The organism is Pseudoteredinibacter isoporae (assembly GCF_011602085.1).
In the GTDB taxonomy this organism is placed as follows: Bacteria; Pseudomonadota; Gammaproteobacteria; order Pseudomonadales; family Cellvibrionaceae; genus Pseudoteredinibacter; species Pseudoteredinibacter isoporae.
This window is the reverse complement of sequence record NZ_JAAONY010000002.1, coordinates 898,811-924,055: the sequence shown is the minus strand read 5'-3', so window position 1 is coordinate 924,055 and position 25,245 is coordinate 898,811. Positions and strand designations below refer to the sequence as shown.

The window sequence follows — 25,245 nt, the reverse complement described above, 5'->3', positions numbered from 1 at the left end:
AGAATCGTTTTATTTGAAGCGGTTGTATGACCAGAACCATTGCTCTGGATGCAAACTGATGGCTTCCTGCATTTTAAGTGCAATGGTATCGGTTAAGGCTGAAATAAGTTCTTTTCGACCAAGCGCTTTGGAGGCGGGGCGGCTTACTTCAGATATATAGAGCTGGCAGCGATCAGCATTTGCGGAATCTTTCACTGTGTAGCAAAAATACAACGGGGAATCTGAGAGCACGGCCAGCGCCGCAGCGGTGGTTGGTATGGTGGTTTCCCGGTTTAAAAACGATACCTTTTGTCCTCGTTCCCTCAGGTCACTGTGAATCATCAAGGACTGGCCCTGAGCAAGTGCTTCCATAAGTTGCAGCATGGTATTTTTGCCGCGCTTGATATAAGGAATGGAAAGCTGTTCCAGAATTCGACGGCCAATGGTGTTCAGTGCCGGTGCATTTTCACCGCGACCAATCAACGTCGCTGTGGGAATGCCAACTTTATTCAGCAGGTATGTGGGGAGATCTGCAAACCCCATATGAAGAGAGACAAATACAGCCGATTGCCCCTTCAAATGGGAAGGTAGATCAAAATAGGGCGTGCTGTTAATCAGCTCGTGTTTTATCCCGGGCGTATCCAGGCAATTGAGAATGCCGGAAGCCTGGTAGTTCACGCTTTGTTTCGCGATGTGTTTAGCTTCATTTTGCCCAAAACCATTAAAGCTGAGTTGAATAGAACGGCTCATGGTTTTTTGGCGTTTTTGGTAAATGATCAGGGACAGAAGTTTATAGCATGCGGTTCGAACCACTTGGGGGCTGTTCAGCAATGCCCACAAGAATTCTGTCTGCAATGAGCGTTTGTTTTTCATCAGGCAGGCTCAGCGGAAAGTTGAAGCAGGGCGGCGGTGTCCAGCTTGTGTCGTTGGGTGATCGGTAGGGCGTCTACCCGTCGAATTTCGTTGGGAATTGCATAGTGTGGTAAGCGTTTTGAAAGCAGGGTTTTTAAACGGTTTTCCGAGTAATGGTGCTCGGGATCAATCACGCAGAAACTGACGATTCTTACGATGGTTTCCTGGCGGGTAACCGCAATGGTTTTGGCGAACTGGATATTGGGGTGATCAGACAGAATGGCGTCGATTTCAGCCAGATCAATGCGATACCCACGGTACTTAATTTGCGCGTCCACGCGATCGAGCAAATACAACAGGCCAGCATGTTCCTCCACGACATCACCACTGGCGTAAACCCGCCCTTCCGGTGCGTGCGATTGCTCTTGTTGACCGATGTAGCCCGACATGACCTGATTGCCACTGATCAGCAATTCGCCCTCGTTAGTGTGTTCGAGAACGCTTAACAGATGGGTGCGTTTACCTATGGGGAGGCGATTGCGATAAGACTGTGCGTCAATATCGGTGATTTCCACGGTGGAAACGGCAATGGTTGCTTCGGTAGGCCCATAACTGTTGAAAATACGTGCCTTGGGAAACCGCTGTTTCAGCTTCCTTACCAGATTCTGTTCTAAAGGTTCCCCACAAAAGTTAAACACCTTCAGGCCAGCCATGGTTTCGTCGTTAAATTCCCGGCTCAGCAATTGCAACATAAGATACGAGGGTGTCGAGACCCAGTGAATTTCACGACCCTGAATGGGTTTGGGAATCTGTAAGTCGGACAGCTTATCGCTTTGACTGTTAATCCAGAGGCAGCTGCCTTTGGCCAGAAAGGGAAAGATACTCATCAGGGAGAGATCAAAACTGTAAGACGCTGATAAGGTAAAAACCGGGTTTTCAAGGTTTGGAAAATCAGCTTCGAACCAGCGACAAAATGCCGCAATGGCGTCGCGATCTATCATGACCCCTTTAGGATCACCCGTTGTTCCCGAGGTGAAGATAATATAGGCCGTTTCGTCCGGAATATCGGGACGTGTACTGAGTTTGCGATCAAACACCTTGCATGATCCGTCATAGCAATCCACATGGATACCACATCCGATCAGGCTGAAAATGTACCGGATGCGTTCATAGGGGAGGTTCCTGTCCAGGGGAACAAAAGGGATCTTCAAGGACAAGGCGACAAGAATGTAGATCGCCATATCCGGAGTTTGCTCGGCCTGACTGTCATGGAGTAATACGATGGCTCGGTGCTTTTCTTTTAAAAGCCCTGTGATTTTACGGTGAACCGTATCGTAAGTGGTGTGGAATGCAGACCAGCTAATCAGACCATTCTCGCTGACAATTGCCGGCTGTTCACCCAAAGGCAGGGTATTAATATCAAACATGACGGTTGATCCATATTCCCTTTCTAACGGTTCTTTCTGGCAATCAGCCGACAAATGCTCAGGACGTTGCCAAATTCGAAGCTGTTTACATCGTCGGCGACGATTTTGACCGAGTAGCTTTCCTCGATAAAAATCAGCAATTCCACAATGGCAATGGAATCCAGAATGCCGCTGTCCAATAAAGGCGTTTCAGGGCCAATCGAATTGCCGGTCTGTAAACTGATGTAGTCTGCAATTTCCCTAGCCTGGGACATGGTCAAACTCTCCTTGGTAAAAATCCATCTCTCCTTCCGGGCGCGTTTTAAAACGGCGATGCGCCCACAAATATTGATCTGGCTTGTGTTTGATTGAGCTTTCGAGAAAGCGGTGATAACGCTCCAGAAAATCACTTTCATCGAGCAAAGGCAGGGCAGCGTGATAGCGCAGGGTGACTTCCCTGAGAGTCTTACCGGCATAAAAGTCGGTGGGGATAACCGCAGAGTTGGTCATTTTGGCAATGCGAAATACCGAATTGCTACTGGCCGCCTTTATGCCGAAGAAATCCGAAAACCGGCCACCTTTCAGGCCGAGATCCTGGTCCGGCGCTATCCAGAGAATGCCGCCTGATTTCAGAATGTTAATCATGGCTCGTACGTCTTTCGTACTGACGATGCCTTTCGCCCAACGCAAGCGTCCCGTATTGATCAGGGTGTCCATCATGGCGCTTTTGTGAGGTTGATAACTGATGTAGATATCTCGCTTCTCGGTCGCGACAATGCCTGCAATATCCAGGCTGGTGAAATGTCCGCCCATCAAAATCACTCCGCAGTGTTTCTCTTTCGCCCGATCAATCACACAGGCGTTAACAATGCGGCTATCGCGACGGTAATAGTTCAAAGGGCTTGCCCATGACACGAAAGTTTCCAGATAGCCGGAAATGGTATTTACCGTATTTTTGCGGGCCAGTTCGAGGCGTTGCTGACGGCTCAGGCCAGGAAAACAGAATTGAAGGTTTCGATCGATAATCTTACAGCGTCTTTTTAACAGGGGTTTGAAAAGTCGCGTGGCGATATGACTTAAGCGAGATCGGTTTTTGGCTCCAATGACATACAGGAGTTTGCACATCAATAACATCAAATTCCGTTTTATGGTGGAAAGCATTGTTTGAAACCCGCTGTTAATCCGTCGTGAATCGATATAAAGATCAGTTTCGGGAAATGCTATCAGCAGGGAATTAATGTCTTCTTAATTCAATATTAACAAGGCATTAACGGCGGCTTTGTACAATTTCCAACCATTGAAATTATTGTTTGGAAATTGCATGAAATTGTCAAAACGCCTGTCGTCTAGGATGGGGATAAAGATAGGAATAGGGATGGCATTATCGCTGCTTGTTGTATCGCTCTTGTTTATTGGCGATGAGATCGAGCCGAATACGGCTTCTTCAGAAGCGATACCTTCAGAGGTCATGTCTTCAGCATCCACCACATTGGCCTATCGCCCCTCGGTTCTCGAGGTGGAGACGAGGCCTCACCAAAAGCGGCTTTGTGTAAAAGGCTTACTGGTACCCAAACACAGCTTGAATATTCGAGCGCGAGTGGCGGGGCAGGTTCTTGAACTGCCGGAATATGCGCTGGAAGGGGCGATGATCAGTCGAGGGCAGTTGCTGGCAAAAATCGATGATCGTGAATATCGGAGGGATGTGCTGGAGGCGCGCTCTCAACTGATGCAGGCACAGCTGAATCATGGTGAAGATGTCGATAAGGTGCGAATCAAACGTGATGAATGGAAATCGGTTGCCACTAAGCGTCCCGGTGATCGAGCCCTTAACATTCCACAGACAAAGGCGTCCAACCTTCGACTGCAAAGCGCTGAGAACGGTTTGGCCGTTGCCGAACGGCGTTTTAGTGATACGCGAATTGACGCTCCTTATGATCTCTTATTGGTAAAACGGTTCATTGAAAATGGCCAGCGGGTTGAAGCGGGTACCGAATTATTTGAGGCCCGAAGCGTTGAAAACCACATTGTTGTGGAGCTAACCGAACAGCAGTTTTCACAATTAGCGGAGGATTGGAAGCAGCAGACCTTGGGCTATGAAGATTTGTCTGGAACCCGTAGATCACATGCTGTGTTTCGTTCAGGTGGACATTATCTGGACGCTAAAAGCCGCAAGTATCGCGTTTATCTTGAACCCGAATCCCAGAGCCATGCGTCGGGCAGTTATGTCTACATCAACCTGCCCGCAGGGAGCTTTGAAACGTCTTTGACCGTTCCGGAATCGAGCCTGAGCCGTGACGGGCATATCTGGTCGGTTTCCCCGGATAATCGCCTTCAAAAGCACAAAGCCACTATTTTGGATACATTGCAGAAGCGTTTTGTGATCGCGGCTCCTTCGTCAAATACGCACTTCAGAATCATCCGCTACCCCCTGGCTCGCCTGACGGAAGGTGAAAAGGTTGAAGCCGCAACTGTACAAGGGGCTAATGCAGGATGAAGTTTCTAATGTATTGGTTTTTAAAGAATCCGGTGGCGGCAAATCTGCTGGCGCTGTTTTTGTTGCTGGCAGGTGGCCTGGCGTTATCCTCCATGCGCATCGAGGGCTTTCCCCGATTACCTGCCGATACAGTCAGTGTCAGTACAATTTACCCGAACGCGTCGGCCGAACAAGTCGAAGAACGGGTCACCCGCAAGATTGAAGACGCCATTACCGGCATCGATGGCATCAAGAAAATTAACTCAGTGTCGGCCAACGGCTTTTCCCAGATTAATGTCGTACGTAATCCCGGCCATAAGCTGGCCCAGTTGCGCAGCGATGTTCGCGAGCGACTGGATTCAATTTATGGTTTGCCCGCTGATGCCGAGCGGCCGGTGATGGAAAGTAACGATTTTGACTTTCCGGCATTGTATATCGTTCTGGCTGCAGATAAGCAACAGCAGTTACTGCAAGGCTCTGCAAGAAAGCTCAAAAACCAGCTTCTCGAAAACCCTAATATCAGCCGCGTGAAAATTGTTGGTAAAAAGCAGGCGGAATTGGTGATCGGTTTAAAGAAAAAGCTGTTGGATAGCCATGAGCTGAACCGGCAGCAGGTCTTCGAGAGCATTCGCCAGTCGGTTTTAAATGAGGGGCTTGGGCATCTGGACACTGAAGCGGGGCGGGTGTTTGTCAAAAGCAATACCCGCAAGGATTCTGCCGAGAGCTATGAAAATATTATCGTCAAAAACTATGCAGACAGTGATCCGATTCGCTTATCTGATATTGCCGATGTTCGAGATGGCTATAGGGACGATCATATTTATGTGCGTACGGGCAATCAGGATGCCATCGTTCTGGAAATTCTAATTGCCAAGAAAGAGAACTTGCTGGAGATTTCCAAAGCGGTTAAACAGGAATTGTCCGCATATCAGCACACCGCCTCAGGTAAAGTAGAGTTTTACATCTTTGGCGACAGCAGTGCCTATATTCAGGATCGACTGAATCTTCTTAAGAGTAATGCGGTGCAGGGTCTGGTCATTGTTTTTATTCTTCTGGCGTTGTTTCTGCAGATTAAAATTGCTTTTTGGGTCGCGGTGGGTATTCCGGTTGCTTTGGCCGGAGCCGTATGGAGCATGGGTCTCAATGTTCTAGACTATTCGATCAATGATATTACTACCTTTGGCGTTATCGTGTCCCTGGGCACTCTGGTGGATGATGCAGTCGTGGTGGGTGAAAGTGTCTATGAACATCGACAACACTCCAGTGATCGATTTGAATCAACCCGGTTCGCGTTGGAGAAAGTGGCCGTCGCGACGACGTTTGGAGCCCTGACGACCATTGCAGCGTTCTCGCCCTTGCTGTTGCTGGACAGTGCCATCGGAAAAATTCTCGGAACATTTTCCGTGGTGGTTATTCTGGCGGTGGCTTTTTCTTTGCTGGAAAGCAAGTTCATTCTGCCATCCCACCTGATGGGCGATCTGGATGCCACACCCAAAGGCCAGCTGGGAAGTGCTCTGAAGCAGTGGGGTAAACTGCAAGGGTTTTGTAAGCAGGCCTTGTTCCGTGTTCGTGACAAACTCTACCTACCGGCTTTGCAGCGCTTGTTGAAGCACCGGTTCAGCAGCTTTCTGTTGTTTTTCTCGCTGCTTGTTTCCTGTGCCTATCTGGTTTATCAGGAACATGTCAAAGTGGTTCTCTTTCCCGATGTGCCGGGCGACATGATTCAATTTGATATCGATTTCGACGCCCAATTTCCCCCCGAGCAAGGTTTGAAAGTGTTGTCAGATATTGCTCGTGAAGGCACAGAACTGTCTGACGCCCTGGCTCAGGAGCATAACGTTTCTCAAGGGCCCGTGAAGAGCATCTTCTATGTCATGCTGGGTGCAACTAAAGCTCAGATATTTGCCGAATTGAGTCCGGTTGAGCAGCGCGAACATTTTCCGCAACAGGAAATTGTTAATCGATGGCGCAAGCGAATTGGCTCCCCGGAGGGCATCGATGCTCTGAGAATTTCGGCCAGTGAAGATATGGCCGGCGGTTTTGAATTGCTGTTAAAAGGGCGAGATCGAGACCGCTTAAAGCAGGTCGCCGAAAAAATCAGTGACTATATGCATCGTGTTGAGGGCGTGCACAGCATTAAACACAGTGCCCAGGGGCAATCACCTCAGTTGGATATTCATGCAAGTGATATGGCTTTTGAGTTGGGCTTCACGGAGCGCTCCCTGGCCGACACTGTGAAATCACGCTTGGCGGGCACAGAGGTTTATCGCTTTTACCGCGACACGGAAGAAGTTCGTGTTTGGCTCAAGGCATCAGACGAAGAGCGCGATTCCATTGCTGACTTTGTCAATATGAAAATATCGAGCGAACAGCAGCAAGAATACGATTTGTCAGAACTGGCTGAAACCCAATCGGGTTATGCGAGCGAGGGAATCGAGAGGTTAAATCGCGCCAATGTTATTCGTATTTATGCAGGGCTGGATAAATCCCGAACGTCATCCGAGCAGCTTTATCGTGATGTTTTGGGCTATTTTGAACGCGAGATCCACGACGAACACCCGGATGTACGCTTGAGTGCCGGAGGCGAACTTGAAGAAGGGCAGAGCATTAAATCACGCTTAAAAGAAGCGTTTTATATTGCCATGTTTATGATTTATGTCCTGATTGCCATTCCGCTGAAATCTTATGTAAAGCCGCTCATCATTATTTCTATTGTGCCGTTTGGGGCGGTAGGGGCGATATGGGGGCATATGTTAATGGGCTTGCCGGTGAGCTTGATGTCCCTGTTTGGTTTGATGGCACTCAGCGGTATTATCGTCAATGACTCTCTTGTGTTGGTGGTTCGCTATAACGAACATCGAGACAATGGCGAAACGTCATTTGAAGCCGCCAGACTGGCTTGTCGGGATCGTTTCCAGGCCATTTTTCTGACTACGGTCACCACTGTTCTGGGCTTATTGCCGCTGATGCTCGAAACCTCGGAACAAGCGCAATATTTAATTCCCGCAGCGGTGTCACTTGCCTTTGGTGAGCTTTTTGGTACCGCGATTACCTTAATACTTATTCCACTGATTCTGGTTCAAAAAGATGAAATCGCAAAACGTTTTCAGAAGTAGGAGATGGGCATTGCCGAACTGTATTCCGTTGCTTGGGATGAGTTTGTTGGTCTTCCAAACTCTCGGCTGGTGACTATTACCGGAAGTCGCATGAAGTTGTGAGCGGGTTTAAACAGCAGAGCTAATCGAACGATTAGCTCTGCAACTGGTTTCAGCGTTTATGAGTGTGTCTGAGAAGCTTCTGTGTGACGTTTTAAAAACCGGTCTGCCGAAAAGAAGCCTGCACCGTATATCACAATCTGAGCAAGCAGAACGCCCCAGATAACATGCAGGTACAGTGCAGCAGGAGCAATTTCCGCCAGGCTGATCACTGCGACGATATTCACTACGGTCAGACCGAGGGCCGCAAAACGGCTGGCCAGACCCAAAGCCAGCAACACGGGAAAAATCAATTCTCCGGCAGTGCCTAGGTAGGCCGCTAATTCAAAGGGCAGAAACGGCACCTGATACTCTTCTTCGAATAGAAACAGGGTGGTATCCCAGTCTTGAATTTTTAACCAGCCGGCGACAAAGAATACCTTGGCGATATAAAGTCTTGAGAGCAGCGCTGCCACTGGGTGTAACAGTTGCATCTTCTCGGCAATACGCTGGTAAGGTGTATAAATGGATTGAATCATAGCGTTCATTTCAAGTTCTCCTGTTGTCCGAATGTTCTGCTCTTAAAGTGAGTGAGCAGGTTTCAGGCGATGTATCCAGTTGTTTTCAACGGCTTTCGCAAGCCAGTGCACAAAGTCAAATTCGGGGTGTCGGTCGAGCAGCTGTTCCAGGTTTAACCCCTGTTTAATATCCTGGAACCAATAAAACGTGTCTTCATTAAGTCGAAGCAGATCGGGCTTGTATTGCCTTCGGTAAAGCAATAGAAAGCATTCGCCGGGATACTGCCGAAACGCTTCCGCCAGAGCGGTTTCATCCAAAGCTGACGCGTTTTCAATGGCATCATGGGCCAGCCAGATCTGATCAACAGGCAATGCGCTGTGGTAAATATCAATATCCGGGTTCAGTTCAATATGAACATTTTCCAGATCGTGACTTTCCAAAAGGGCCAGGCTGTCCCGTTCGAGTGTGGAACTTCTTTGTCGTCCCAGTTCATGCAATTTCCACTCAAGGCGGGCAATATCATCCACATAAGGGTGATCCTGAATGAATTCAGTATTTCCGATAAATTCCGCCAGTTGACCACCCCAGTCTGCCCAGTCACCACTGTTGGGGCTTTCCTGTTGCAGCAGGCTTTGTGCCAACGCCACCATGGTTTCCTGGCCCAGAAGCTTCTCCAGGACGGGGTAACTGATGCTCAGGGCGCGTGCTGCGGTAAAGCGTAAATTGTTTTGATAGATGGCTAAGCCTTTACTCTGGTTTTCTTTCAGGCAAAAAATACGATCTACCAATTGAGCTTGGCGCCGGGCCAGTTGTGCCCGTTCGCTTGATGAATGGACTTGTTTCATCTGATGCTCCCCGGAATGGCTATTGCGGTGCATTCTTCAGCGATAATTTGTTTGGCGAATTGTGCCTGCTGTAAAAGTTCATCCCATTTGGGTAAATCGTTGTCCCATTCAATCAGTGTGATAACCGGGCCGAATCGTTGAATAGCGTAGCGATACAAAGTCCAGCATTCTTCGGACACTGCCTGGCTGTGATCGTCAACAATCAGTTTGCCTTCACCAGCTGGTGTGTAGCCTGCTAGGTGAATTTCCCCCACGATATCCCGGGGAATTTGATCCAACCACCGCATGCACGCTGTCAGCGCAGGTTCCTGGGAAAAGTTATGGGCATTGACCAGAAGATTGTTCAGATCCAACAACAAACCACAGGCTGTTCGATGGGCAAGCTCGGAAAGAAATTCGGTTTCCTGAAATTCCCCTGGACCCAAATCGATATAGGCTGACAGGTTTTCCACCAGTATGTTTCTGCCCAACAGCTGCTGAACTCGATCAACATTATCGATCATGACCTGCAAGCCGGTTTGGCTGAATTCGAGGGGTAATAAATCACCGGCGTGAACATCATGACCCTGATACTGACTCCAGGCGAAGCTGGCGTGATCAGAAATCAATACCGGGTTTATCCGGTCTGCCAGGTTTGAAAGGCGTCGTAAATACCCGTCATTGATACCGCTGGCAGAGCCCAGGCCCATCGACGTAGAGTGCAGGCTAATGGCGTATTGATTGGCGACGTCCTCAAGAATCGATGGCAGTATTCCGCCTTCAGCAAAAAAGTTCTCCGCGTGTACTTCGAGAAAATCCACCGCGTTATTATTCCCCTCAATCGCATCGCGATAGTGAGGGTGACGCAAGCCCACACCTACCCAGCCTTCGGTGCCTGGGGAGGCAGATGGATGTCTGGCATTGATACTCGCTGACTTTCCTTGGGGCATGGTGGATTCCTCGTATTACACTTGCTCGGCTTAGGACTTCGCTTTCTTGGCTTCTTCGTAACGCTTTTTGGCTTCGGCTTTTAACATGCCACCAACGCTTTCGCAGGTGCCTTTGGCAACCAGCTTCCATTCACCAGGATCGTTATCGACGGTGGATTGACCCGCGCAGGAGTGAGTCCCTGCGAGGTTACCGCAGTCGTTTTGACCGGCTTCGGCGATGCCATAGCACTTTTCTTTACCGGCGGCATGAGTTGGCGCTACAACGGCAGTTGCCAAGGCCAGAGCCAAAGCGGCGCTGGCAATTTTTTGTTTCTGATTCATATCAGTTTCCTCATTCTGAAAAGCCTTTCGGGGCATTTTCTGGGTTTGGGTTTTCAGTTTTGAAACGTGGCCAGATGGTGATCGAACCACTGGCTCAGTTCTTCATATCCTGCGAGCCCGGAGCGCGAATCGACAACGCCATTTGGGCCAACAAGAACAAACGATGGCACGGCTCGGATGCCGAACTCGCTGACCAGTTGTTGCTCTTGATCAACGTCTACCTTGATGATATTCATGACTTCGGCGTAGCTGTCTTGAGCCTGATTGAATACCGGAATCATGGTTCGGCAGGGACCACACCACTGAGCGCTAAACCAGAGCAGAAGCAGTGGTGGGTTCGATGTGTGCCCGCTTTTTGAAAGCTCAATCAAGCGGTTGCTCATAGGATGGCTCAGTCCTCGGCATTCACGGTTTCAACTGACAGATCTTCAATGCCATTCCAGATGCGGTCAGCGGTTTTCAGATTGCCAGGAACATCCTGCAGCCATTTCTTCTGAACGTTTTTGTTCAGGTTCAAATACAGTTTGTTGTCTTCGATGTAGAACGCAGCCGGGTCGACGTTCAGCTTTTTATTCAGGGCAACACCCATGGCGCAGAAACCGCCGTATTGTGGTGCGTAGCGATCCGCATCGGCCTTGAACAGATCTCGGTTCTTTTCGCTGGCGAAGCGGTAAATAGCACCGTCGTGAGTCGCGGTATACTTGGCGGAACCTTCGACAGGTTTGTTTTTGGTAAAGTAGGCAACGGGATCGTAGCCGTGAATAGCCACATCATTCGCGCCAGTATTCACTGACGCTGCCCAGCTCAGGCTGCTGAAAATCAGGGCGCTGGCTGCACCGGCTACTTTTAAAACGTTCGAGAGTTTCATTGTCATTTCCTTCTTTTGGAATTGTGAGTAGTATTAAACCGGAACGTCCGCTGACCTGGCCTGCTCGATCGCTTTGATCAAGATTGAGTGTCTAAACCCTGTCCCGGCGTCCTTAGTGAGTAGATTACGGAGATTGGCTGCGGGGTAAGCCACCACAACGCCAGAAAAAAACGCAAATCGTCCAAAAATGTGCAAATCGTCCAATGGGAGGACTGTGTGGATTCGCTGAGTGAATTACTGCAAGATCTGGATTTGAATGCCGAAGTGTTTTTCAGCGGCAGCCTCTGTGGCTTGCAGGCCTTTGATGCTCAGGAGAAGGCCGGACAATTGCATTTTTTGAAATCCGGCACCATGGTCTTTACCACTGATCAGGGGCACCGGGTGGTTCTTAATCGCGCTTCCGTGATTTTCTTGCCCGAAGGCGGCAACCACCACATTCAAGTGGAAGATTCCCATGAGGCTGAGCTGGTCTGCGCGTCAATAAAATTTCAACCCCATCAAAAAGCCGCTCTGGTTGATAACCTGCCCAAGTTTTTGTTTATTGATGTTGAGGAAGACCCTGAAGTCAGTCACACCGCCAAGTTGATTTTTAATGAAGCCTTTACGGAAAAGCAGGGACGTCAGTTGGTGATCAACCGTCTTTGCGATGTGTTTATGGTGCAGATACTGCGGCATGTCATGGTGACGGGCACATTGGAACTGTCTCTGCTGGCCGGCAGTGCTCACCCGGCGCTCGCGCCTCTGATTAAGTCGCTTCAGGAACGCCCGGAGGATGACTGGACAGTGGAGGGCATGGCGGACAGTGTGGCTATGTCACGCTCAAAGTTTGCAGCCCTGTTCAAGGAAACTCTTGGTAAGGCGCCAATGGATTATCTTACCGATTTACGGTTGGCCATGGCCCAGGGTTTGTTGCAGAAAAACCGCCCGGTGGGGTTGGTGGCCAATGATGTTGGCTATGACAATGCCTCTTCATTGGCGAGGGTATTCAAGAAACGCCTAGGCAAAACCCCCAAGCAATGGCTAAAAGAAAGGTTGCTGCCTTAGCTGCCTTTCCTATTTCTTTTATTCTTTTTATCTGGGTTCAAAGCTCGCTATTTGGCTCCAACTACTTGGCCCGACTATAAGCAGAAATCGCAGGCGCAAGGCTCACTAGAAAGGCACTCAGTAATATGGCGGCCATCATCAGTATCGATGAGGCGTTGGGCGCCCAGGGGCTAAGGTGAACTCCGAGATCTTTTGCCAGCCACTCTCCGGTCAACATGGTTGTCGCGACCAACGACAATAAAGCTATGGCTAGAGCCGACAAGGTGATCAACATGGCTTCCAGCTGAATCAATATAAAAATAAACAGAGGCGAGGCCCCCAACATTCTCATAATGGTGATTTCACGCTGACGCTCGCGTATGGAAGTCAGCAACATGGCGCTCAGCCCAAGGAGCGAAGCGAGCAGTACCAGTGCCGATACTAATTGCAGGCTTTGTTCAACCGCAGCCATCATTTCCCAGAGTTGGGTCAGGGTAACACCGGGTAGAATCGCCAGTAGAGGTTCCTTGGGGAAATTATTGATGTTGCGTTGCAGGCGAAAGATCGCCATTTTGGATTTCAAGCCAAGCATAAATGCGGTGATCGACTCGGGTTCCAGTTGTTGGAGATCGGCAAGCGCTTCGGCTTTTTTCCTTTTTTTGTGCGGCCCGCTTTGCCAATTAAGGTGAACGGCCTCGATGCCTTGCAAGCTGACATGCAGAGTTTGGTCTACAGGTGTGCCTGTACCTTCCAGGATACCAACGACCCGAAAGGGTTTGTCTTTGTGCTCACTGAAGCTGGTGCTGCCCATGCCGTGCGACAATGTGAGCTGGTCGCCCAGCTGATACTTGAGTTGTTCGGCAACCTTCGCACCGAGTACCACATCAAAGACTTTATCAAAAGGTTTTCCCTGGGCCAGGGTCAGGGGGCGCTTTTGACCGTAGCGAAAATGCTCGAAGTAGCCACGATCGGTGCCCATAACACGAAAGCCCTTATGGGAATCACCCAATGAGATTGGAATGCTCCAGGCCACTTGCGGTTGAGATTGAATGTTTTGATAGCTGGACCAGCTGATATTGTTGGTGGCATTACCCAGGCGAAATACGGAGTAGAGCAAAAGATTGATGTCCCCGGTGCGGGCACCCACAATCAAATCGACACCTGAGACGGTATTACCGAAACTGCTTTTGGCTTGTTGCCGAATGTGTTCGATGCCCAGCAAGACAAAAATACTGACACTGATAGCCAGCAGTGTCAGTAGCACGGAACCTTTCCGGCTGAGCAGGCTGAACCAGGCGAGGCGCAAAAACATCAGATGCTTTCTCCCGCGTGAGCGGCTTGATTAAATTCCTGCAAAGAAACCGAGCGATGAAATCCCCGGTCCAGACTCCGATCATGACTGACAAACAGCAGTGTCATTTGGTGACGCTGCACCAGTTCAAGCAGCAGTTGCATAAAAATATCGCGATTATCGGTATCCAGTGCTGAGGTGGGTTCATCGACAATCAGCATTTCCGGTTTACTGATCAATGCCCGTGCAATCGCCACACGTTGTTGCTGACCGACACTCAATTCCGAAGCCTTCTTGCGGCAGAGTTCGGCATCGAGTTGCAGTTCTTGTAACAGTGTCAGGGCATCTTCCCGGCCGGATGCACGATCGGCAAAATATGAAGCCAAGAGGACATTATCCAGCACATTGAGGTAGGGAATCAGATTGAATTGTTGGAAGACAAAGCCAATATGACGGGCCCGAAAGCGATCCCTTTGACGACCACTCATGGTATGCAGTGAATGCCCAAGCACTTCCAGTGTTCCTTCTCGGCATTGGAGAATGCCAGCCAGTAAATTCAGCAGGGTAGATTTGCCGGTGCCGGAAGGTCCATGCAGAAACACACTTTCCCCCTGAGCCACTGACCATTCTGGAATGTTCAGCACCGTTTTGGCGGTGTCTGATGGATAGGCAAACCTCAGTTGTTGAATGGATACTGCCATGGGATTTGCCGGGGATCTCAGTAAGTCGGGGTGATCTTGTATTTAGCTATGGCAATGTTATAACATAACAATTAACCCATCAAGATACCCTGTTCCAGAGAGGAAGTCCCATGCAATCTGTTTCTTCGAGTCGCTTTGTAGGAAGAATCCTTTTGGGGCTGGCTCTGTTGTGTACTGGTTTTTCCGGTGCGGTGTTCAGTGCTGATAAAACGTACAAGACCGTCAGCTGGTTCGACTTATTGCCGGAAGATGATTTGAAAGCGCTTACCAGCCCACCGGAAGGTCTGGAAGACATTGAAGAGGGTTCTTATCAAGATACATTGAGCAAAGAAACCATCAGTGATGAGCGCTACTGGCAAGCGCTGGAATCCACTGAGGTCGTATCGGATCTGGACAATAGTGCCGTGCGTATTCCCGGTTTTATTGTGCCTTTGGATTTTGATGATCCTCCGATTGTGACGGAGTTTTTTGTGGTGCCATATTTCGGTGCCTGCCTGCACATGCCGCCACCGCCGCCAAATCAAATCGTTTATGTGAAATACCCGGACGGTTTAAAACTCAATAGTATGACAGACGCTTTTTGGCTCAGTGGGGTAATGACCACCAATCTGGTGGAAAATGAAATGGCGAAATCTGCCTATACCTTGCGTGTGGAGAGCATCGAGCCCTATACCGAATCTGAGGAATAGGGGGGCGAACCACCTGTCTTGCTCATATCAGAAGGTGTTTGTTTTTTAACGCCGGTTTCTGATCTTACAACTACGACAAGCCGCTGTTGATCACCACTTCCTGCTGTTCAGCGGAAACCTTAAAGTAGAAACAGTGTCGTCTTCCGGTATGGCAGGCGGCTCCGGTTTGATTTACCTGGCACAAAATGGTGTCACCATCGCAATCAATGCGCATGCTGACCAATTGCTGCCAGTGACCACTGCTTTTGCCTTTGATCCATTCGGCCTGGCGAGAGCGGGACCAATAGGTCATCAGACCTGTGTGCAGGGTTTTTTCCAGAGTGTCGGCGTTCATCCAGGCCATCATCAGCACTTGCTTGTCATCTGCATCCTGTGTGATGACGGGAATCAAACCGTCGCTATTGAAATTCAGGGAAGCTAGTAGTGAGCTGAGTTCGAGGCGTTCGCCTTCTGCTAAGGTTTCTTTTTCGATAAAGTAGCTGTCTTTCATCGCTGTGGTTTCGCTAATGTGCTTGTTCTTTTGAGCAGCAGTTCTGGCACAGGCCATGCAATTCTATTTGCGGACTTTTCACTTGAAAGCCAACGTGTTCGGCATTGTTTTTCAGGGTTTCCAAAGCCGAACCATCAACACTGACTTCTTTAACACTGCCGCAGGAATCGCAAATCAGGAATTGTGCAACATCATGCTCTTGCTTGCAGCAGATGTTCGAGCAAGCCACATATTTGTTGGTGATGTGCAGTTTATGCACCAGTTTTTCCGATTCCAGAAATTCAAGAATGCGGTAGACCGTCATCGGGGCAAAGGAGGTTTGATAGGTCCATTTGCAATAATTCACAATTTCATAGGCGGACAGCGCTCGCTCGGATTTCAGCAGGCCGATAAGTACTTGCTTACGTTTTTCGGTTAACCGTCGTCCGGTCCGTCGACAGTCCTTTTCAACCTGGGCTAACACTTTTTCAACATCGACCATGTGAATCCTTATTTGAAACTGATGGTTCCGTTCTGGTGATTCAGTGAGCGGGTACCTTGTCGACCCGCGATAATCCACTCAATATCCAGAGTTTCCAGAGCGGGGAACGCTGTCATCAGTTTGATCTGGATCGAATCCAGAGTTTCAGGCTTGTGGCAGTGAAAATGATATTCACTGTTGATATTTTTATGTTGTTCTTTGTCGTGCTCACCGAAAAGCTTCTGTGAATTGCTCTGCTGTTCGTACAAACGGCATTCACCCCCGATCAGTTGAAACAGGGTGCTGGCATTGCCTAGTTGTTTTTCGGTTTCCACCATCTTTTGTTGCTGTTCTTCTGTTTGTGGGGCGTGCTCAAACCCCAGAAGGTTGCCGGCTGCCGAGTTGAATGTCAGCAGTAACTCACTGTCTTCCTGAATTAATTGCAACACGGCCTCACCATGAACGTGGGCTTCATGGTGTTCTGTATCGTGTTCCTGATGTTCATGTTCTTCGTGTTTATGTTCTTTGTGCGTATGCTCGTGTTGATGTTTATGATCATGGCCTGGATTGTCCAGTGCATGAGCCGTGAACGAAAGCAGGTAACACAGAGCCAGCAATAACTTACCGGCGGTCTTGATGGAGCATGTTGAAATGATCGTGTTCATTGTTAATGGCGTACTCTTTTTAACGGGCTATTACAGAGTGTATTGAAAACCGTTCACGCAAAATCGAGGGTCAGAAGCAAACGTTGCTGTTTTTTTTCCGGAACGGGCGAGCGATGTACCAGCCCGCGGTTTTCATTGCCTTCCCAAAGCTCACCTTTTAACAGACCGACATCACCGGGCGAGAATCGTTGAATAAGCCCCGAGCTTGGGTACAGGCCCGACTCGGCATCGCTTAGCCCCTGGCTGCCGGTCCCCAGTTTGCTGCGGTCGACGTGTTCGTCTGCCAGCCACTCGGTGCCAACACCGCAATAACTGGTCAGTAGACGGCAGGGCACTCGGTCGACATGAAACTTGGGGCACATGGCGGCATCCAGTGACGCAAAGCGGAAACCAATGTTATCGAGGCCAAAAAGGCAGGCAAACATATCGCTGATCAAACTGATGTCATCGATCAGGGTTTGACGATGTTGAAATTGTGGAAGCTCAGTATCCAGATAAGCATCGACTCTATCAGCCGGCAAAATGCTTCGACATTGAACCGATCCGGCAGTATCGAGAAGTTGCTGCGCTGCTTCGGCCAAGGCCGGCTTGTCAGGTCTTTTCCAGATGGCAAGATTGAACGTCTGTTTATAAATCTGGGCCAAAACATCCGGCGTTTCACCGAGTGCCAGGCGCTCGGGAATAAAGGGGGCAGGCGCTGATTTGGCAAGTGTGTTGGCAATCATCATTCGGTTTTTCTCTTATCAGACTGTCGCGATTCACAAAATGTTATGTTATAACATAACCAAATACAAGCTGAAGATTGAAAATAGCCGGGGCCGATGAGCTGTTAAAAGCAGGGTGCCCGAGTGCTGTTGTGCCGTGAGAAATTGATTGAATGAACAGTGTGTTGCCTGATGTTTCCCGGAGTGAATCCGCTCCGGTGATGTGTCCTTTGGAATGGGTGGGGATGCAAGGTATTGATTTGCCCCTGAATGTTGTGGAACCCGATTGCGCGCCTCTGGCTCATGCCAAGGCGGATGTGCAGGTGAATTTGCCTGTGGAGCACATCAAGGGCATTCATATGTCCCGTTTGTATCTGTTGCTTGACGCTCTGAACGAGCAAGCGCTGTCGCCCGCTTTATTGGTCAATCTGTTGCAGGAAATGCTGGCAAGTCATAAGGATTGTCAGTCTGACAGTGTGCGTTTGCGTCTGGTCTTTGACTTACTGGCACGCCGGCCAGCCTTGCTTTCCCCCGAGTTGAGTGGATGGAAATCCTATCCGATCACACTGGAAGCCACCTTGGATCCGAATGGCTTCAGGATCGAGCTGGAAACCCTTGTGTCCTACTCATCAACTTGCCCCTGTTCAGCGGCCCTTTCCAGAAACGTTTTGGAAGCTGCGTTCCGTAAGGCGTTTGAGAACGAAGACACCTTGGAACTGAATGACATTGCGCACTGGTTGAATCAGAACGGTTCCATTGCAACGCCTCATAGCCAACGCAGTGAAGCGCGAGTGAAAATCAGCCTGGGCTCAAGTGATCACAAACTGGCGTTCGTTGAATTGATTAATGCCATTGAAGATGCCGTACAAACGCCTTTGCAAACTGCCGTAAAGCGTGTCGATGAGCAGGCGTTTGCGGAACTGAATGGCCGTAACTTAATGTTCGTTGAGGACGCCGCTCGCCGGATACAAGCGCGCCTGAACACTTCCTATGCCAACCCCCGTGTGCATGTACGACATTTGGAAAGCTTGCACCAACACGATGCCGCCGCCTGGAGCCGGGCTTGATCTTGTTCTTCGGCGTTTGGCGACCTCTCAGCCTTTTTGACAAACATTCACAATAAAAGAGATTTCAAATGATTAGAAAAAATCCACGCGGAGATTTGCCACAAGTTCATCCCAGCGCATTTGTAGACCCAACGGCCATTCTTTGTGGCTTGGTGGTGGTACATGAAAATGTATTTATTGGCCCTTATGCCGTAATTCGAGCGGATGAGGTGGATGCGGAAGGTAATTTGGAACCCATTGTGATCGGTGCTCACTCCAATATTCAGGATGGTGTGGTGATTCACTCCAAGTCCGGGGCCGCTGTCAATATTGGTGAGCACACCTCGATTGCTCATCGTGCCATCGTGCACGGTCCTTGCAAGGTGGGTGACTCGGTATTTATCGGATTTAACAGTGTGCTGTTTAACTGCACCGTCGAACGAGATAGCGTTGTGCGACACAATGCGGTGGTCAATGACTGCCATTTGCCGGAAAGTTTTTATGTGCCATCCACCAGTCGAATTGATGCGAAGACCGATTTAAGTTCCATTCCCAAAGTCAGTGCAGCCGCTTCAGAATTTTCGGAAGACGTTGCGCGGACGAATAACTGGCTTGTGCAGGGCTATAAAAAAATCCAGAACGAACTTTAATTCTATCGCAGCACCACCACCCTGGTGCTGCACAGTTTTTCTGGCTTGAGGCCGCGCTGAATGATGACTAACAACGAAGAATTTCTAAAACGATTGAATAACAAAGACGCCGACCTGATTGTCAGCGGTGGTCAGGTGATGACCTGCAATGGCTTACAGCAGGCTGATGTCGTGTGTCTTGAAGGACGAATCGTTGCACTTGACGCAAGCGGCTGGAACACCAAGGAAACGATTCAAGCCGAGGGTTTGCATGTCTTGCCTGGCGTGATCGATTCCCAGGTTCATTTCCGTGAGCCGGGAATGCCCCAGAAAGAAAATCTGGAGGCCGGAACTCGTGGCGCGGTTTTAGGGGGTGTTACGGCCATCTTTGAAATGCCCAATACCCAACCGTTGACCCTGCATGAGGCCGATTTGCAGGAAAAGCTCGACCGCGCGGAAGGACGAGCTTGGTGTGACTACGCATTTTATATGGGCGGCTCAGCCGTGAATGCCCATCAACTGGCGGAGCTTGAACGTCTGCCAGGTTGTGCAGGGGTGAAGGTGTTTATGGGCAGTTCTTTTGGTGATCTTCTTGCCGATGAAGATGCAGTGCTGCGGGATATTTTATCGAGCGGACGCCGAAGAGTGTCGATTCACGCCGAAGATGAGCAACGCTTGCTGGCGAGAAAGCCGCTGGTCGAAGCGTCTAAAGATGTGCGAGACCACCCATTGTGGCGCGATGAAGAAAGCGCACTGCGGGCAACCCGTCGTATTGTTTCACTGGCTGCAGAGCAGGGACGTCGTTTACATCTCTTGCATATCACTACCGCCCAGGAGATTGATTTTCTGGCACAACACAAGGCCAGGGTCACTGTGGAAGTTACGCCGCATCATTTGTCCATGGCCGCGCCTGAATGCTATGAGCGGTTGGGATCACTCGCTCAGATGAATCCCCCCGTGCGCGATAAGCACCACCAACAGGCTTTGTGGCGAGGTATTGAGAACGGTGTTGTTGATGTGATCGGCAGTGACCATGCACCACACACACTCGAAGAAAAATCCCGACCGTATCCGCAATCACCCAGTGGCATGACGGGGGTGCAAACGCTGTTGCCCTTGATGTTGAATCACCTGGCGGAAGGGCGTCTGAGCTTGACTCGTCTGGTGGATTTAACCAGTGCGGGGCCAGCAAGGGTATTCGGTATTGCTCGCAAAGGTCGAATCGCCCTGGGTTACGATGCGGATCTGACTTTGGTGGATTTATCGGCACGTCGTGAAATCAGTAATGACTGGATTGCCAGTGTTTCCGGGTGGACGCCATACGATGGCTTGACGGTTACAGGTTGGCCAATTGCCACGGTAATTCGAGGTCGCACTGTGATGCGGGAAGATGAGCTGTTCGGTGATGCCCAGGGACAAGCCATAGAGTTTTGGGAAGGGCGTTAAGAATTCGAATTCTGTTGTAATCATTTCTGCCACCTTGATCAGGTGGTAGAAATGATGTCGCTGTTTCTTGTGCTTGTCCGTGCTAATGGAAAGATGATGGGTTTACGCCGGCGATTCACCTTTTTCCCAATGTTTAATAAGCGCCGCCGCTGTTTTCTCAACATTGTCGCACATCCACCAATGCCCCTGTGATGGCAGGCCAATGCAATAATGTACGCCCAGTAACTCGGCCATTTCGTAACACATATCCGGTGTGCCCGCATAGGGATCGTTTTCCGGAACAAAGACCAAACCCGGCGGCAGGTCCGCGCGTGTCAATCTTTGACCCAGCAGTTGCATATTGGGTTGTGCGCCGGAGCGATACAAATTCAATATGCATTCCCCCATATCGTGATTGACATACGGCGCAATTTTGTGGGCTTCCAATGGTGGCATCCCTCCGGCCTGTAAAACATCGGCTTGTTCATCGTTGGACAATTGGACGCTGGTAAAAACTAATTCTTCGCCTAATCCTTCCGTTTGCCAAGCAAGCGCTTGTGCGTGCCAGGTGTATCTGGGATGTAAAATTCCCGCGCAATCTGTCGACCAGGTTTTTATCAGGTCGGGGCGTTGGTCCAGCATGCCGTATACGTGCAGGGCTCCCCAGTCGTGCCCAATCAAATGAGCATCGCCACCGAAAGGTTCCAGCTTTTTCATTAACCAATCAATATAGGCTAGGCGAGTCGCTCGAAATCCAATAGGGAGTTCGGCACCGAATCCGGGAGGGCTGAGAGTAATCGTGTCGTGAATGCCTTGCTTGTTGAGTTCCTGAATTAAATTGTCCCAAATAACAGCGGTCTCGGGGTTTCCATGAATAAAAATCTTCATATGCTGCCTTTTATCGATTGTTTTATTTGCTCGAATCGTGTGTAGATATAAGTTTGTGGATTGAGCAAACCACCATAAAACCAGAATATAACGCGTCACTTGTGACTGCGAGGCAGGTAAGTTGTGTTGATTGTTATCATCCGTTTTTTATCGTTGTCGGATTTTTTAGAGGCCTCGGCAGCCACCCATGAATAATAGTTGAAGATGCCCGTTTATCACTTGCTTAAGAGGAACAATTTTTTTGCTAAATGGGACTGCTTGCGGTGTAATGAAATTTTTAAACGCTATGCGGTAGATAAATTGAAATAAATTTGAAGATACTGCAATTAAACACTCTGTAATAAAACATTACGGAGTGTTTAATTAACCGCAACTGTTTTCACTATTATTAGTGATTGATGAGCTTCTGGTGTCTGTGTTTGATTCTTTTAATCAGTGAACAATTGATGGCCTTGAGAGCAAATTATTTCACGGTGCAATTTTGTTTTTTAATGCCTTACTGAGTGGTGCTGGCAGATTGGGCATTGATTTCAATAAATACGGCAATATTTTTCGCTTCACCCCATTCAGAGATTCTGGCACGACGGCTTCAATAAGATGCGGCCCAGGTTGGCTGAGGGAATATTCCATAGCTTTCAATAATTCTTCCGAAGTTTGCACCCGTGTGCCGTGTACACCCATGCTTTGTGCTAATAAGGCAAAGTTGGTAACCGGGCGGCTGATGTCGAGTTGAGACTTGGCTTTTTCTCCCGCTTCTTCAGCACCGACACGTTCCAATTCCACATTCAACACAGAGTAGGAGGCATTATTAAAAATAATCGCTGTGACATTCAGGTTTTCCCTGGCCATGGTCCACAAAGCCTGATTGGTGTACATGGCGGTGCCATCACCAATCAATGCGAGGACGGGACGATCAGGGCAGGCAATGGCGGCGCCGATGGCGCTGGGCAAACCCTGGCCAATTGCGCCGCCGGTCAGGGTGATCATGTCGTGCCTTGGGGCGCCGGCGGTCATGGCATTGAGCATTAAACCCGAGGTAATGGATTCATCGACAATGATACTGTTTTCGGGCATCAACTCACCCACGGCGCGGCAAACTTTTTCTGCACTCAGTTTTCCTTTGGGGCGCCCCGGGCGACCAGGACTTTGCAGAATTGCCTGAGTGCTATCGGCGCCGAGTGATTCGGCTAATTGTGTCAGGCTGGCGATGGCATCTTGTTCTTCGCTGCTTAAGGTATGCACGGTGCAGCTATCGGGTACCAGATAGCTCTGTTTACCCGGGTAGGCGAAGAAGGAAACCGGAGCTTTAGCGTCGACTAAAATCAAATGATCAAACTCGGAAAGCTGCAGGCTTGCCATTTCAGCAAGGTATGCAATACGTTCCACCGCTGGCAGGCCTGCGCCGCGTTCAATGCGTGACGGGAAGGTTTCGGCAAACAGCGTGACACCTTTTGCAGCGGCAATTTTTCCAGCGGCTAACAAACCGGCTTCGCGCAGTGCTTGGCCTCCGAGCAGAAGGGCGGTTTTCTTATCGCTGTTGATCGCCTCACTAATGGATTCAATGGTGCTGCTGTCAGCACAGGGGGCTGGCTTTTGTTCTGGCACAGTGCAAGCTTGGCCACCTTCGCCCCAGGAAACGTCAGCGGGCAAAATTAAAGTTGCCACCTGACCGGGTAACCCTCTGGCTGCTGTAATTGCTTCGGCGGCATCTTTACACAGCTCTTCGGTTCGTTGTGAGGTTCGTACAAAGTTGGGTGAGACATTGCGAGCAACGGTTTCAATATCCGATTGCAATTGGGCGTCGTACTTCACATGGTAGGTGGCGTGGTCACCAACAATATTAATCATGGGTGATTTGCCTTTGCGGGCATTGTGCAAATTGGCGAGCCCGTTACCCAAGCCACAACCCAAATGCAAAAGTGTGGCGGCGGGTTTGCCTGCCATGCGCGCGTAACCATCCGCAGCTCCGGTTGCGACACCCTCAAAGAGCGCAAGCACTGCGCGCATTTTGGGTTCATTGTCGAGAGCCGCAACAAAGTGCATTTCGCTGGTGCCGGGGTTGCTGAAACAAACCTCGATTCCAGCATCCACCAGAGTTTTCATCAGAGCTTGGGCGCCATTAGGCATAGTGTCTCTCCTGATTGCTGTATTTTGTCTTGTTGTCTTTTATCGGATCGCTGACGGTTCAGCTTCCCTTGTTGATTGATCTCGCTGCCGCTTTTGCTGTCATTATGCAGCCCGGCAAAAAGGTGCCTTCGAGGGAGCGTTTGCCATTGCTGCCACCGCCACCAAAGCCAGCGGCTTCGCCCACACAATAAAGGCCGGGAATGGCTTGACCGTTGGCATCCAGCACCCGGCTTTGCAAATCGGTCTGCAAACCCCCGAGGCTTTTGCGCGTGGTCAACTGGGTGTGAATCGCCACAAAAGGACCGGAGCCTGGTTTTTGCAGGGGGGCAGGTTTGCAAGTGCGCAGTTTGTCAGGTCCCCATTGGCGGGCGTGACGAATCATTCGAATCTGAGGGTCATTATTCAGTTTGTCGCCATTGCTGAAGTTTGCATCGAAGGCATCGGCGGTGGCTTGCAGTTGCTGCGGATCGATATCGTGGGAGCACGTAAGGGCGTTCATTTTATTGGCCAGACCTTCCAGGGTGTCATCCACCAGGAAATGTCGGCTCTCGCTTTTCATTTGATTGTAGAGCTTGCTGTTACCCAGCAATACATCTTTGAGAAACCGGGGAAACTGTTTATTTAAAATGTGGCCGTTGTGTTCTGCACCGGAAACCGCAAATTCTTTTAGGACGATGCGTCGGTTCATCAGCTGCCAGCTCCAGGGTTTTTCCTGGGCGGTGATTTGTTGGCAGAGCCAGTTGGTGTCAAAGCCGGTCACCAGAGGTTCCGGGCCGATTCGTTCTCCACGATGGTTTAACCACAGCGCTGATTTACAGGGAATGGTTGACAGTCCATGACCCGGAAAATGCGGAAAAGGATGCGGGAAACCGGCCGCGTAATTCCACATTTCACCCGCGTGAGTAATGCGGGCCCCCAAATGATCTTCTGCCCAGTGATGAAGTTTTCCATCGGCAAAAGGATGGGCGCCGTTCAACATGCTTGTAGGTTGCGGGCGTTCGGCGGGCCAATTGGCTTTGCATTCTTCGTGGCTGCCGTTAATGCCTCCCATCGCCAACACAACATTGTCGGCTTCAAAACGAACTTCCCGACCATTACTTTCGTCAATGGCGAGTGCGCCGTTAATGTTACCAGCCTGTTGATCCAATGCGATCACGCGATGACGGTGATAAACGTGTAATTTGCCTTCGGCGTGTTGCATTGCGGTGATCATGCATCGCACCAACTCGCGTGAGGTGCCCCAGACAATATGGTAGCGGGGAACACTGTTGCCTTCGCCAAAGCGCCCGCGTTCTACCCAATTCACCGAAGGCATAAATTTAATGCCTTCCTGGGTTAACCAATCGTAAACCTCGTGGCTGGAGTTCTCGACATAGTGTCGTGCCCAGCGCATCGGCCATTCGTCATTGGGGTCCAGTTCGCCAAAGCGTTGCCAGTCTCGCAGGGCCAGCTCGGGTGAATCGGGTATGTTCATGCGGCGTTGCAGGGCCGTGTCGACCAGCGCCATACCTCCGAATGCCCAAACCGCCAAACCGCCAAACCGCTCTGGGCTGTCCCGGTCAATAATGGTGACGCTTTTACCTGCCCTCAGGGCCTCCAGCGCAGCCACTATGCCGGCGAGCCCGCCACCGGCAACCAATACATCTGAACGAACCGCTTGTGACATGGTGTTTTCCATATTGTTGTGTTTCGAGTGACTTTATAACGCTATAATGTCAGCT

At 49.9% G+C, this 25,245-nt stretch carries 26 protein-coding genes; 7 read left to right on the top strand and 19 right to left on the bottom strand.

Annotated elements, in window-relative coordinates; translation table 11 throughout:
* Nucleotides 1-9: 9 nt before the first annotated feature.
* From G8768_RS12575 to G8768_RS12560, 4 genes are read right to left on the bottom strand one after another with little or no spacing between them, the layout of a single operon-like run.
* The gene (locus G8768_RS12575; RefSeq protein ID WP_166846304.1) at nt 10-852 is read right to left on the bottom strand and encodes a lysophospholipid acyltransferase family protein; all 843 of its coding nucleotides are present in this window, start codon (nt 850-852) and stop codon (nt 10-12) included.
* Nucleotides 852-2,258: an AMP-binding protein gene (locus G8768_RS12570; RefSeq protein ID WP_166846307.1), complete on the bottom strand. Its 1,407-nt coding sequence runs from the start codon at nt 2,256-2,258 to the stop codon at nt 852-854. The genes G8768_RS12575 and G8768_RS12570 overlap by 1 nt, the downstream gene beginning before the upstream one ends.
* A gap of 23 nt (nt 2,259-2,281) precedes the next feature.
* Nucleotides 2,282-2,512 (bottom strand): acyl carrier protein, encoded by a 231-nt coding sequence (locus G8768_RS12565; RefSeq protein WP_166846310.1) that lies wholly within the window; start codon nt 2,510-2,512, stop codon nt 2,282-2,284.
* Nucleotides 2,499-3,371 (bottom strand): lysophospholipid acyltransferase family protein, encoded by an 873-nt coding sequence (locus tag G8768_RS12560; protein ID WP_279546128.1) that lies wholly within the window; start codon nt 3,369-3,371, stop codon nt 2,499-2,501. The genes G8768_RS12565 and G8768_RS12560 overlap by 14 nt, the downstream gene beginning before the upstream one ends.
* Before the next feature lie 241 nt (nt 3,372-3,612).
* On the opposite strand from G8768_RS12560, the gene G8768_RS12555 reads away from it, so the two are divergent.
* Nucleotides 3,613-4,731: an efflux RND transporter periplasmic adaptor subunit gene (locus tag G8768_RS12555; RefSeq protein WP_166846317.1), complete on the top strand. Its 1,119-nt coding sequence runs from the start codon at nt 3,613-3,615 to the stop codon at nt 4,729-4,731.
* A complete protein-coding gene (locus G8768_RS12550; protein ID WP_166846320.1) occupies nt 4,728-7,826 on the top strand; it encodes an efflux RND transporter permease subunit in 3,099 nt (1,032 codons plus the stop codon). Before G8768_RS12555 ends, G8768_RS12550 begins: the two co-directional genes overlap by 4 nt.
* A gap of 158 nt (nt 7,827-7,984) precedes the next feature.
* Here G8768_RS12550 and G8768_RS12545 read toward each other — a convergent pair whose 3' ends face one another.
* Genes G8768_RS12545 through G8768_RS12520 form a run of 6 tightly spaced genes read right to left on the bottom strand, consistent with a single transcriptional unit; the run spans nt 7,985 to nt 11,386 of the window.
* Nucleotides 7,985-8,452, bottom strand: coding sequence for a DoxX family protein (locus G8768_RS12545; protein WP_166846324.1), 468 nt, complete (start codon nt 8,450-8,452; stop codon nt 7,985-7,987).
* A 33-nt stretch (nt 8,453-8,485) separates the two neighbouring features.
* Nucleotides 8,486-9,268, bottom strand: a complete 783-nt coding sequence (locus tag G8768_RS12540; RefSeq protein WP_166846328.1) for an HvfC/BufC family peptide modification chaperone — start codon at nt 9,266-9,268, stop codon at nt 8,486-8,488.
* Complete coding sequence (locus G8768_RS12535; protein WP_166846331.1) at nt 9,265-10,197, bottom strand: MbnB/TglH/ChrH family RiPP precursor modification enzyme; 933 nt, start codon at nt 10,195-10,197, stop codon at nt 9,265-9,267. The genes G8768_RS12540 and G8768_RS12535 overlap by 4 nt, the downstream gene beginning before the upstream one ends.
* Before the next feature lie 30 nt (nt 10,198-10,227).
* Nucleotides 10,228-10,518: a BufA1 family periplasmic bufferin-type metallophore gene (locus G8768_RS12530; RefSeq protein WP_166846334.1), complete on the bottom strand. Its 291-nt coding sequence runs from the start codon at nt 10,516-10,518 to the stop codon at nt 10,228-10,230.
* Nucleotides 10,519-10,571: 53 nt separating this feature from the next.
* Nucleotides 10,572-10,901, bottom strand: a complete 330-nt coding sequence (locus G8768_RS12525) for a thioredoxin family protein (protein ID WP_166846338.1) — start codon at nt 10,899-10,901, stop codon at nt 10,572-10,574.
* A gap of 8 nt (nt 10,902-10,909) precedes the next feature.
* Nucleotides 10,910-11,386: a YHS domain-containing (seleno)protein gene (locus G8768_RS12520; protein WP_166846345.1), complete on the bottom strand. Its 477-nt coding sequence runs from the start codon at nt 11,384-11,386 to the stop codon at nt 10,910-10,912.
* 216 nt (nt 11,387-11,602) lie between these two features.
* Between G8768_RS12520 and G8768_RS12515 the strand changes: the two genes are divergently transcribed.
* Nucleotides 11,603-12,430: a cupin domain-containing protein gene (locus tag G8768_RS12515; RefSeq protein WP_166846350.1), complete on the top strand. Its 828-nt coding sequence runs from the start codon at nt 11,603-11,605 to the stop codon at nt 12,428-12,430.
* A gap of 61 nt (nt 12,431-12,491) precedes the next feature.
* Here the strand turns inward: G8768_RS12515 and G8768_RS12510 are convergent, their stop codons facing one another.
* A complete protein-coding gene (locus G8768_RS12510) occupies nt 12,492-13,721 on the bottom strand; it encodes an ABC transporter permease (RefSeq protein ID WP_166846357.1) in 1,230 nt (409 codons plus the stop codon).
* Nucleotides 13,721-14,401 carry an ABC transporter ATP-binding protein gene (locus G8768_RS12505; protein ID WP_166846363.1) on the bottom strand — a complete coding sequence of 227 codons (681 nt, stop codon included), beginning with the start codon at nt 14,399-14,401 and terminating at the stop codon, nt 13,721-13,723. The genes G8768_RS12510 and G8768_RS12505 overlap by 1 nt, the downstream gene beginning before the upstream one ends.
* 110 nt (nt 14,402-14,511) lie before the next feature.
* Here G8768_RS12505 and G8768_RS12500 point away from each other — a divergent pair, with 110 nt between their 5' ends.
* Nucleotides 14,512-15,090 carry a DUF3299 domain-containing protein gene (locus G8768_RS12500; RefSeq protein WP_166846368.1) on the top strand — a complete coding sequence of 193 codons (579 nt, stop codon included), beginning with the start codon at nt 14,512-14,514 and terminating at the stop codon, nt 15,088-15,090.
* A gap of 70 nt (nt 15,091-15,160) precedes the next feature.
* On the opposite strand, the gene hisI is transcribed toward G8768_RS12500, so the two are convergent.
* Genes hisI through G8768_RS12480 form a run of 4 tightly spaced genes read right to left on the bottom strand, consistent with a single transcriptional unit; the run spans nt 15,161 to nt 17,433 of the window.
* Nucleotides 15,161-15,637 (bottom strand): phosphoribosyl-AMP cyclohydrolase, encoded by a 477-nt coding sequence (gene hisI / locus G8768_RS12495; protein WP_306667755.1) that lies wholly within the window; start codon nt 15,635-15,637, stop codon nt 15,161-15,163.
* On the bottom strand, nt 15,594-16,061 hold the full coding sequence (locus G8768_RS12490) for a Fur family transcriptional regulator (protein WP_166846376.1): 468 nt from the start codon (nt 16,059-16,061) through the stop codon (nt 15,594-15,596). The genes hisI and G8768_RS12490 overlap by 44 nt, the downstream gene beginning before the upstream one ends.
* Nucleotides 16,062-16,069: 8 nt before the next feature.
* Nucleotides 16,070-16,705 (bottom strand): ZrgA family zinc uptake protein, encoded by a 636-nt coding sequence (locus G8768_RS12485; RefSeq protein ID WP_166846384.1) that lies wholly within the window; start codon nt 16,703-16,705, stop codon nt 16,070-16,072.
* A 53-nt stretch (nt 16,706-16,758) separates the two neighbouring features.
* Nucleotides 16,759-17,433: a DUF1826 domain-containing protein gene (locus G8768_RS12480; protein ID WP_166846391.1), complete on the bottom strand. Its 675-nt coding sequence runs from the start codon at nt 17,431-17,433 to the stop codon at nt 16,759-16,761.
* Between the two features lie 149 nt (nt 17,434-17,582).
* Between G8768_RS12480 and folE2 the strand changes: the two genes are divergently transcribed.
* From folE2 to G8768_RS12465, 3 genes are all read left to right on the top strand, one after another.
* Nucleotides 17,583-18,476, top strand: a complete 894-nt coding sequence (folE2, locus tag G8768_RS12475) for a GTP cyclohydrolase FolE2 (RefSeq protein WP_166846397.1) — start codon at nt 17,583-17,585, stop codon at nt 18,474-18,476.
* Between the two features lie 68 nt (nt 18,477-18,544).
* Complete coding sequence (locus G8768_RS12470) at nt 18,545-19,105, top strand: gamma carbonic anhydrase family protein (RefSeq protein ID WP_166846404.1); 561 nt, start codon at nt 18,545-18,547, stop codon at nt 19,103-19,105.
* Between the two features lie 60 nt (nt 19,106-19,165).
* A complete protein-coding gene (locus tag G8768_RS12465; RefSeq protein WP_243749494.1) occupies nt 19,166-20,530 on the top strand; it encodes a dihydroorotase in 1,365 nt (454 codons plus the stop codon).
* Between the two features lie 102 nt (nt 20,531-20,632).
* Here G8768_RS12465 and G8768_RS12460 read toward each other — a convergent pair whose 3' ends face one another.
* The 3 genes from G8768_RS12460 to G8768_RS12450 form a co-directional block, all read right to left on the bottom strand.
* Nucleotides 20,633-21,397: an alpha/beta fold hydrolase gene (locus tag G8768_RS12460; protein ID WP_166846407.1), complete on the bottom strand. Its 765-nt coding sequence runs from the start codon at nt 21,395-21,397 to the stop codon at nt 20,633-20,635.
* Nucleotides 21,398-21,865: 468 nt separating this feature from the next.
* Nucleotides 21,866-23,524: an acetolactate synthase large subunit gene (locus tag G8768_RS12455; protein ID WP_166846410.1), complete on the bottom strand. Its 1,659-nt coding sequence runs from the start codon at nt 23,522-23,524 to the stop codon at nt 21,866-21,868.
* 58 nt (nt 23,525-23,582) lie between these two features.
* Nucleotides 23,583-25,190, bottom strand: a complete 1,608-nt coding sequence (locus G8768_RS12450) for an FAD-dependent oxidoreductase (RefSeq protein WP_166846412.1) — start codon at nt 25,188-25,190, stop codon at nt 23,583-23,585.
* Nucleotides 25,191-25,245 lie beyond the last annotated feature (55 nt).

What these genes read in the sequence shown, in the direction of transcription:
- G8768_RS12575 (WP_166846304.1), bottom strand. Translation starts at nt 852, where the DNA reads ATGAAAAACAAACGCTCATTGCAGACAGAATTCTTGTGGGCATTGCTG.
- G8768_RS12570 (WP_166846307.1), bottom strand. Translation starts at nt 2,258, where the DNA reads ATGTTTGATATTAATACCCTGCCTTTGGGTGAACAGCCGGCAATTGTC.
- G8768_RS12565 (WP_166846310.1), bottom strand. Translation starts at nt 2,512, where the DNA reads ATGTCCCAGGCTAGGGAAATTGCAGACTACATCAGTTTACAGACCGGC.
- G8768_RS12560 (WP_279546128.1), bottom strand. Translation starts at nt 3,371, where the DNA reads ATGTTATTGATGTGCAAACTCCTGTATGTCATTGGAGCCAAAAACCGA.
- G8768_RS12555 (WP_166846317.1), top strand. Translation starts at nt 3,613, where the DNA reads ATGGCATTATCGCTGCTTGTTGTATCGCTCTTGTTTATTGGCGATGAG.
- G8768_RS12550 (WP_166846320.1), top strand. Translation starts at nt 4,728, where the DNA reads ATGAAGTTTCTAATGTATTGGTTTTTAAAGAATCCGGTGGCGGCAAAT.
- G8768_RS12545 (WP_166846324.1), bottom strand. Translation starts at nt 8,452, where the DNA reads ATGAACGCTATGATTCAATCCATTTATACACCTTACCAGCGTATTGCC.
- G8768_RS12540 (WP_166846328.1), bottom strand. Translation starts at nt 9,268, where the DNA reads ATGAAACAAGTCCATTCATCAAGCGAACGGGCACAACTGGCCCGGCGC.
- G8768_RS12535 (WP_166846331.1), bottom strand. Translation starts at nt 10,197, where the DNA reads ATGCCCCAAGGAAAGTCAGCGAGTATCAATGCCAGACATCCATCTGCC.
- G8768_RS12530 (WP_166846334.1), bottom strand. Translation starts at nt 10,518, where the DNA reads ATGAATCAGAAACAAAAAATTGCCAGCGCCGCTTTGGCTCTGGCCTTG.
- G8768_RS12525 (WP_166846338.1), bottom strand. Translation starts at nt 10,901, where the DNA reads ATGAGCAACCGCTTGATTGAGCTTTCAAAAAGCGGGCACACATCGAAC.
- G8768_RS12520 (WP_166846345.1), bottom strand. Translation starts at nt 11,386, where the DNA reads ATGAAACTCTCGAACGTTTTAAAAGTAGCCGGTGCAGCCAGCGCCCTG.
- G8768_RS12510 (WP_166846357.1), bottom strand. Translation starts at nt 13,721, where the DNA reads ATGTTTTTGCGCCTCGCCTGGTTCAGCCTGCTCAGCCGGAAAGGTTCC.
- G8768_RS12505 (WP_166846363.1), bottom strand. Translation starts at nt 14,401, where the DNA reads ATGGCAGTATCCATTCAACAACTGAGGTTTGCCTATCCATCAGACACC.
- G8768_RS12500 (WP_166846368.1), top strand. Translation starts at nt 14,512, where the DNA reads ATGCAATCTGTTTCTTCGAGTCGCTTTGTAGGAAGAATCCTTTTGGGG.
- hisI (WP_306667755.1), bottom strand. Translation starts at nt 15,637, where the DNA reads ATGGCCTGTGCCAGAACTGCTGCTCAAAAGAACAAGCACATTAGCGAA.
- G8768_RS12490 (WP_166846376.1), bottom strand. Translation starts at nt 16,061, where the DNA reads ATGGTCGATGTTGAAAAAGTGTTAGCCCAGGTTGAAAAGGACTGTCGA.
- G8768_RS12485 (WP_166846384.1), bottom strand. Translation starts at nt 16,705, where the DNA reads ATGAACACGATCATTTCAACATGCTCCATCAAGACCGCCGGTAAGTTA.
- G8768_RS12480 (WP_166846391.1), bottom strand. Translation starts at nt 17,433, where the DNA reads ATGATGATTGCCAACACACTTGCCAAATCAGCGCCTGCCCCCTTTATT.
- folE2 (WP_166846397.1), top strand. Translation starts at nt 17,583, where the DNA reads ATGAACAGTGTGTTGCCTGATGTTTCCCGGAGTGAATCCGCTCCGGTG.
- G8768_RS12470 (WP_166846404.1), top strand. Translation starts at nt 18,545, where the DNA reads ATGATTAGAAAAAATCCACGCGGAGATTTGCCACAAGTTCATCCCAGC.
- G8768_RS12465 (WP_243749494.1), top strand. Translation starts at nt 19,166, where the DNA reads ATGATGACTAACAACGAAGAATTTCTAAAACGATTGAATAACAAAGAC.
- G8768_RS12460 (WP_166846407.1), bottom strand. Translation starts at nt 21,397, where the DNA reads ATGAAGATTTTTATTCATGGAAACCCCGAGACCGCTGTTATTTGGGAC.
- G8768_RS12455 (WP_166846410.1), bottom strand. Translation starts at nt 23,524, where the DNA reads ATGCCTAATGGCGCCCAAGCTCTGATGAAAACTCTGGTGGATGCTGGA.
- G8768_RS12450 (WP_166846412.1), bottom strand. Translation starts at nt 25,190, where the DNA reads ATGTCACAAGCGGTTCGTTCAGATGTATTGGTTGCCGGTGGCGGGCTC.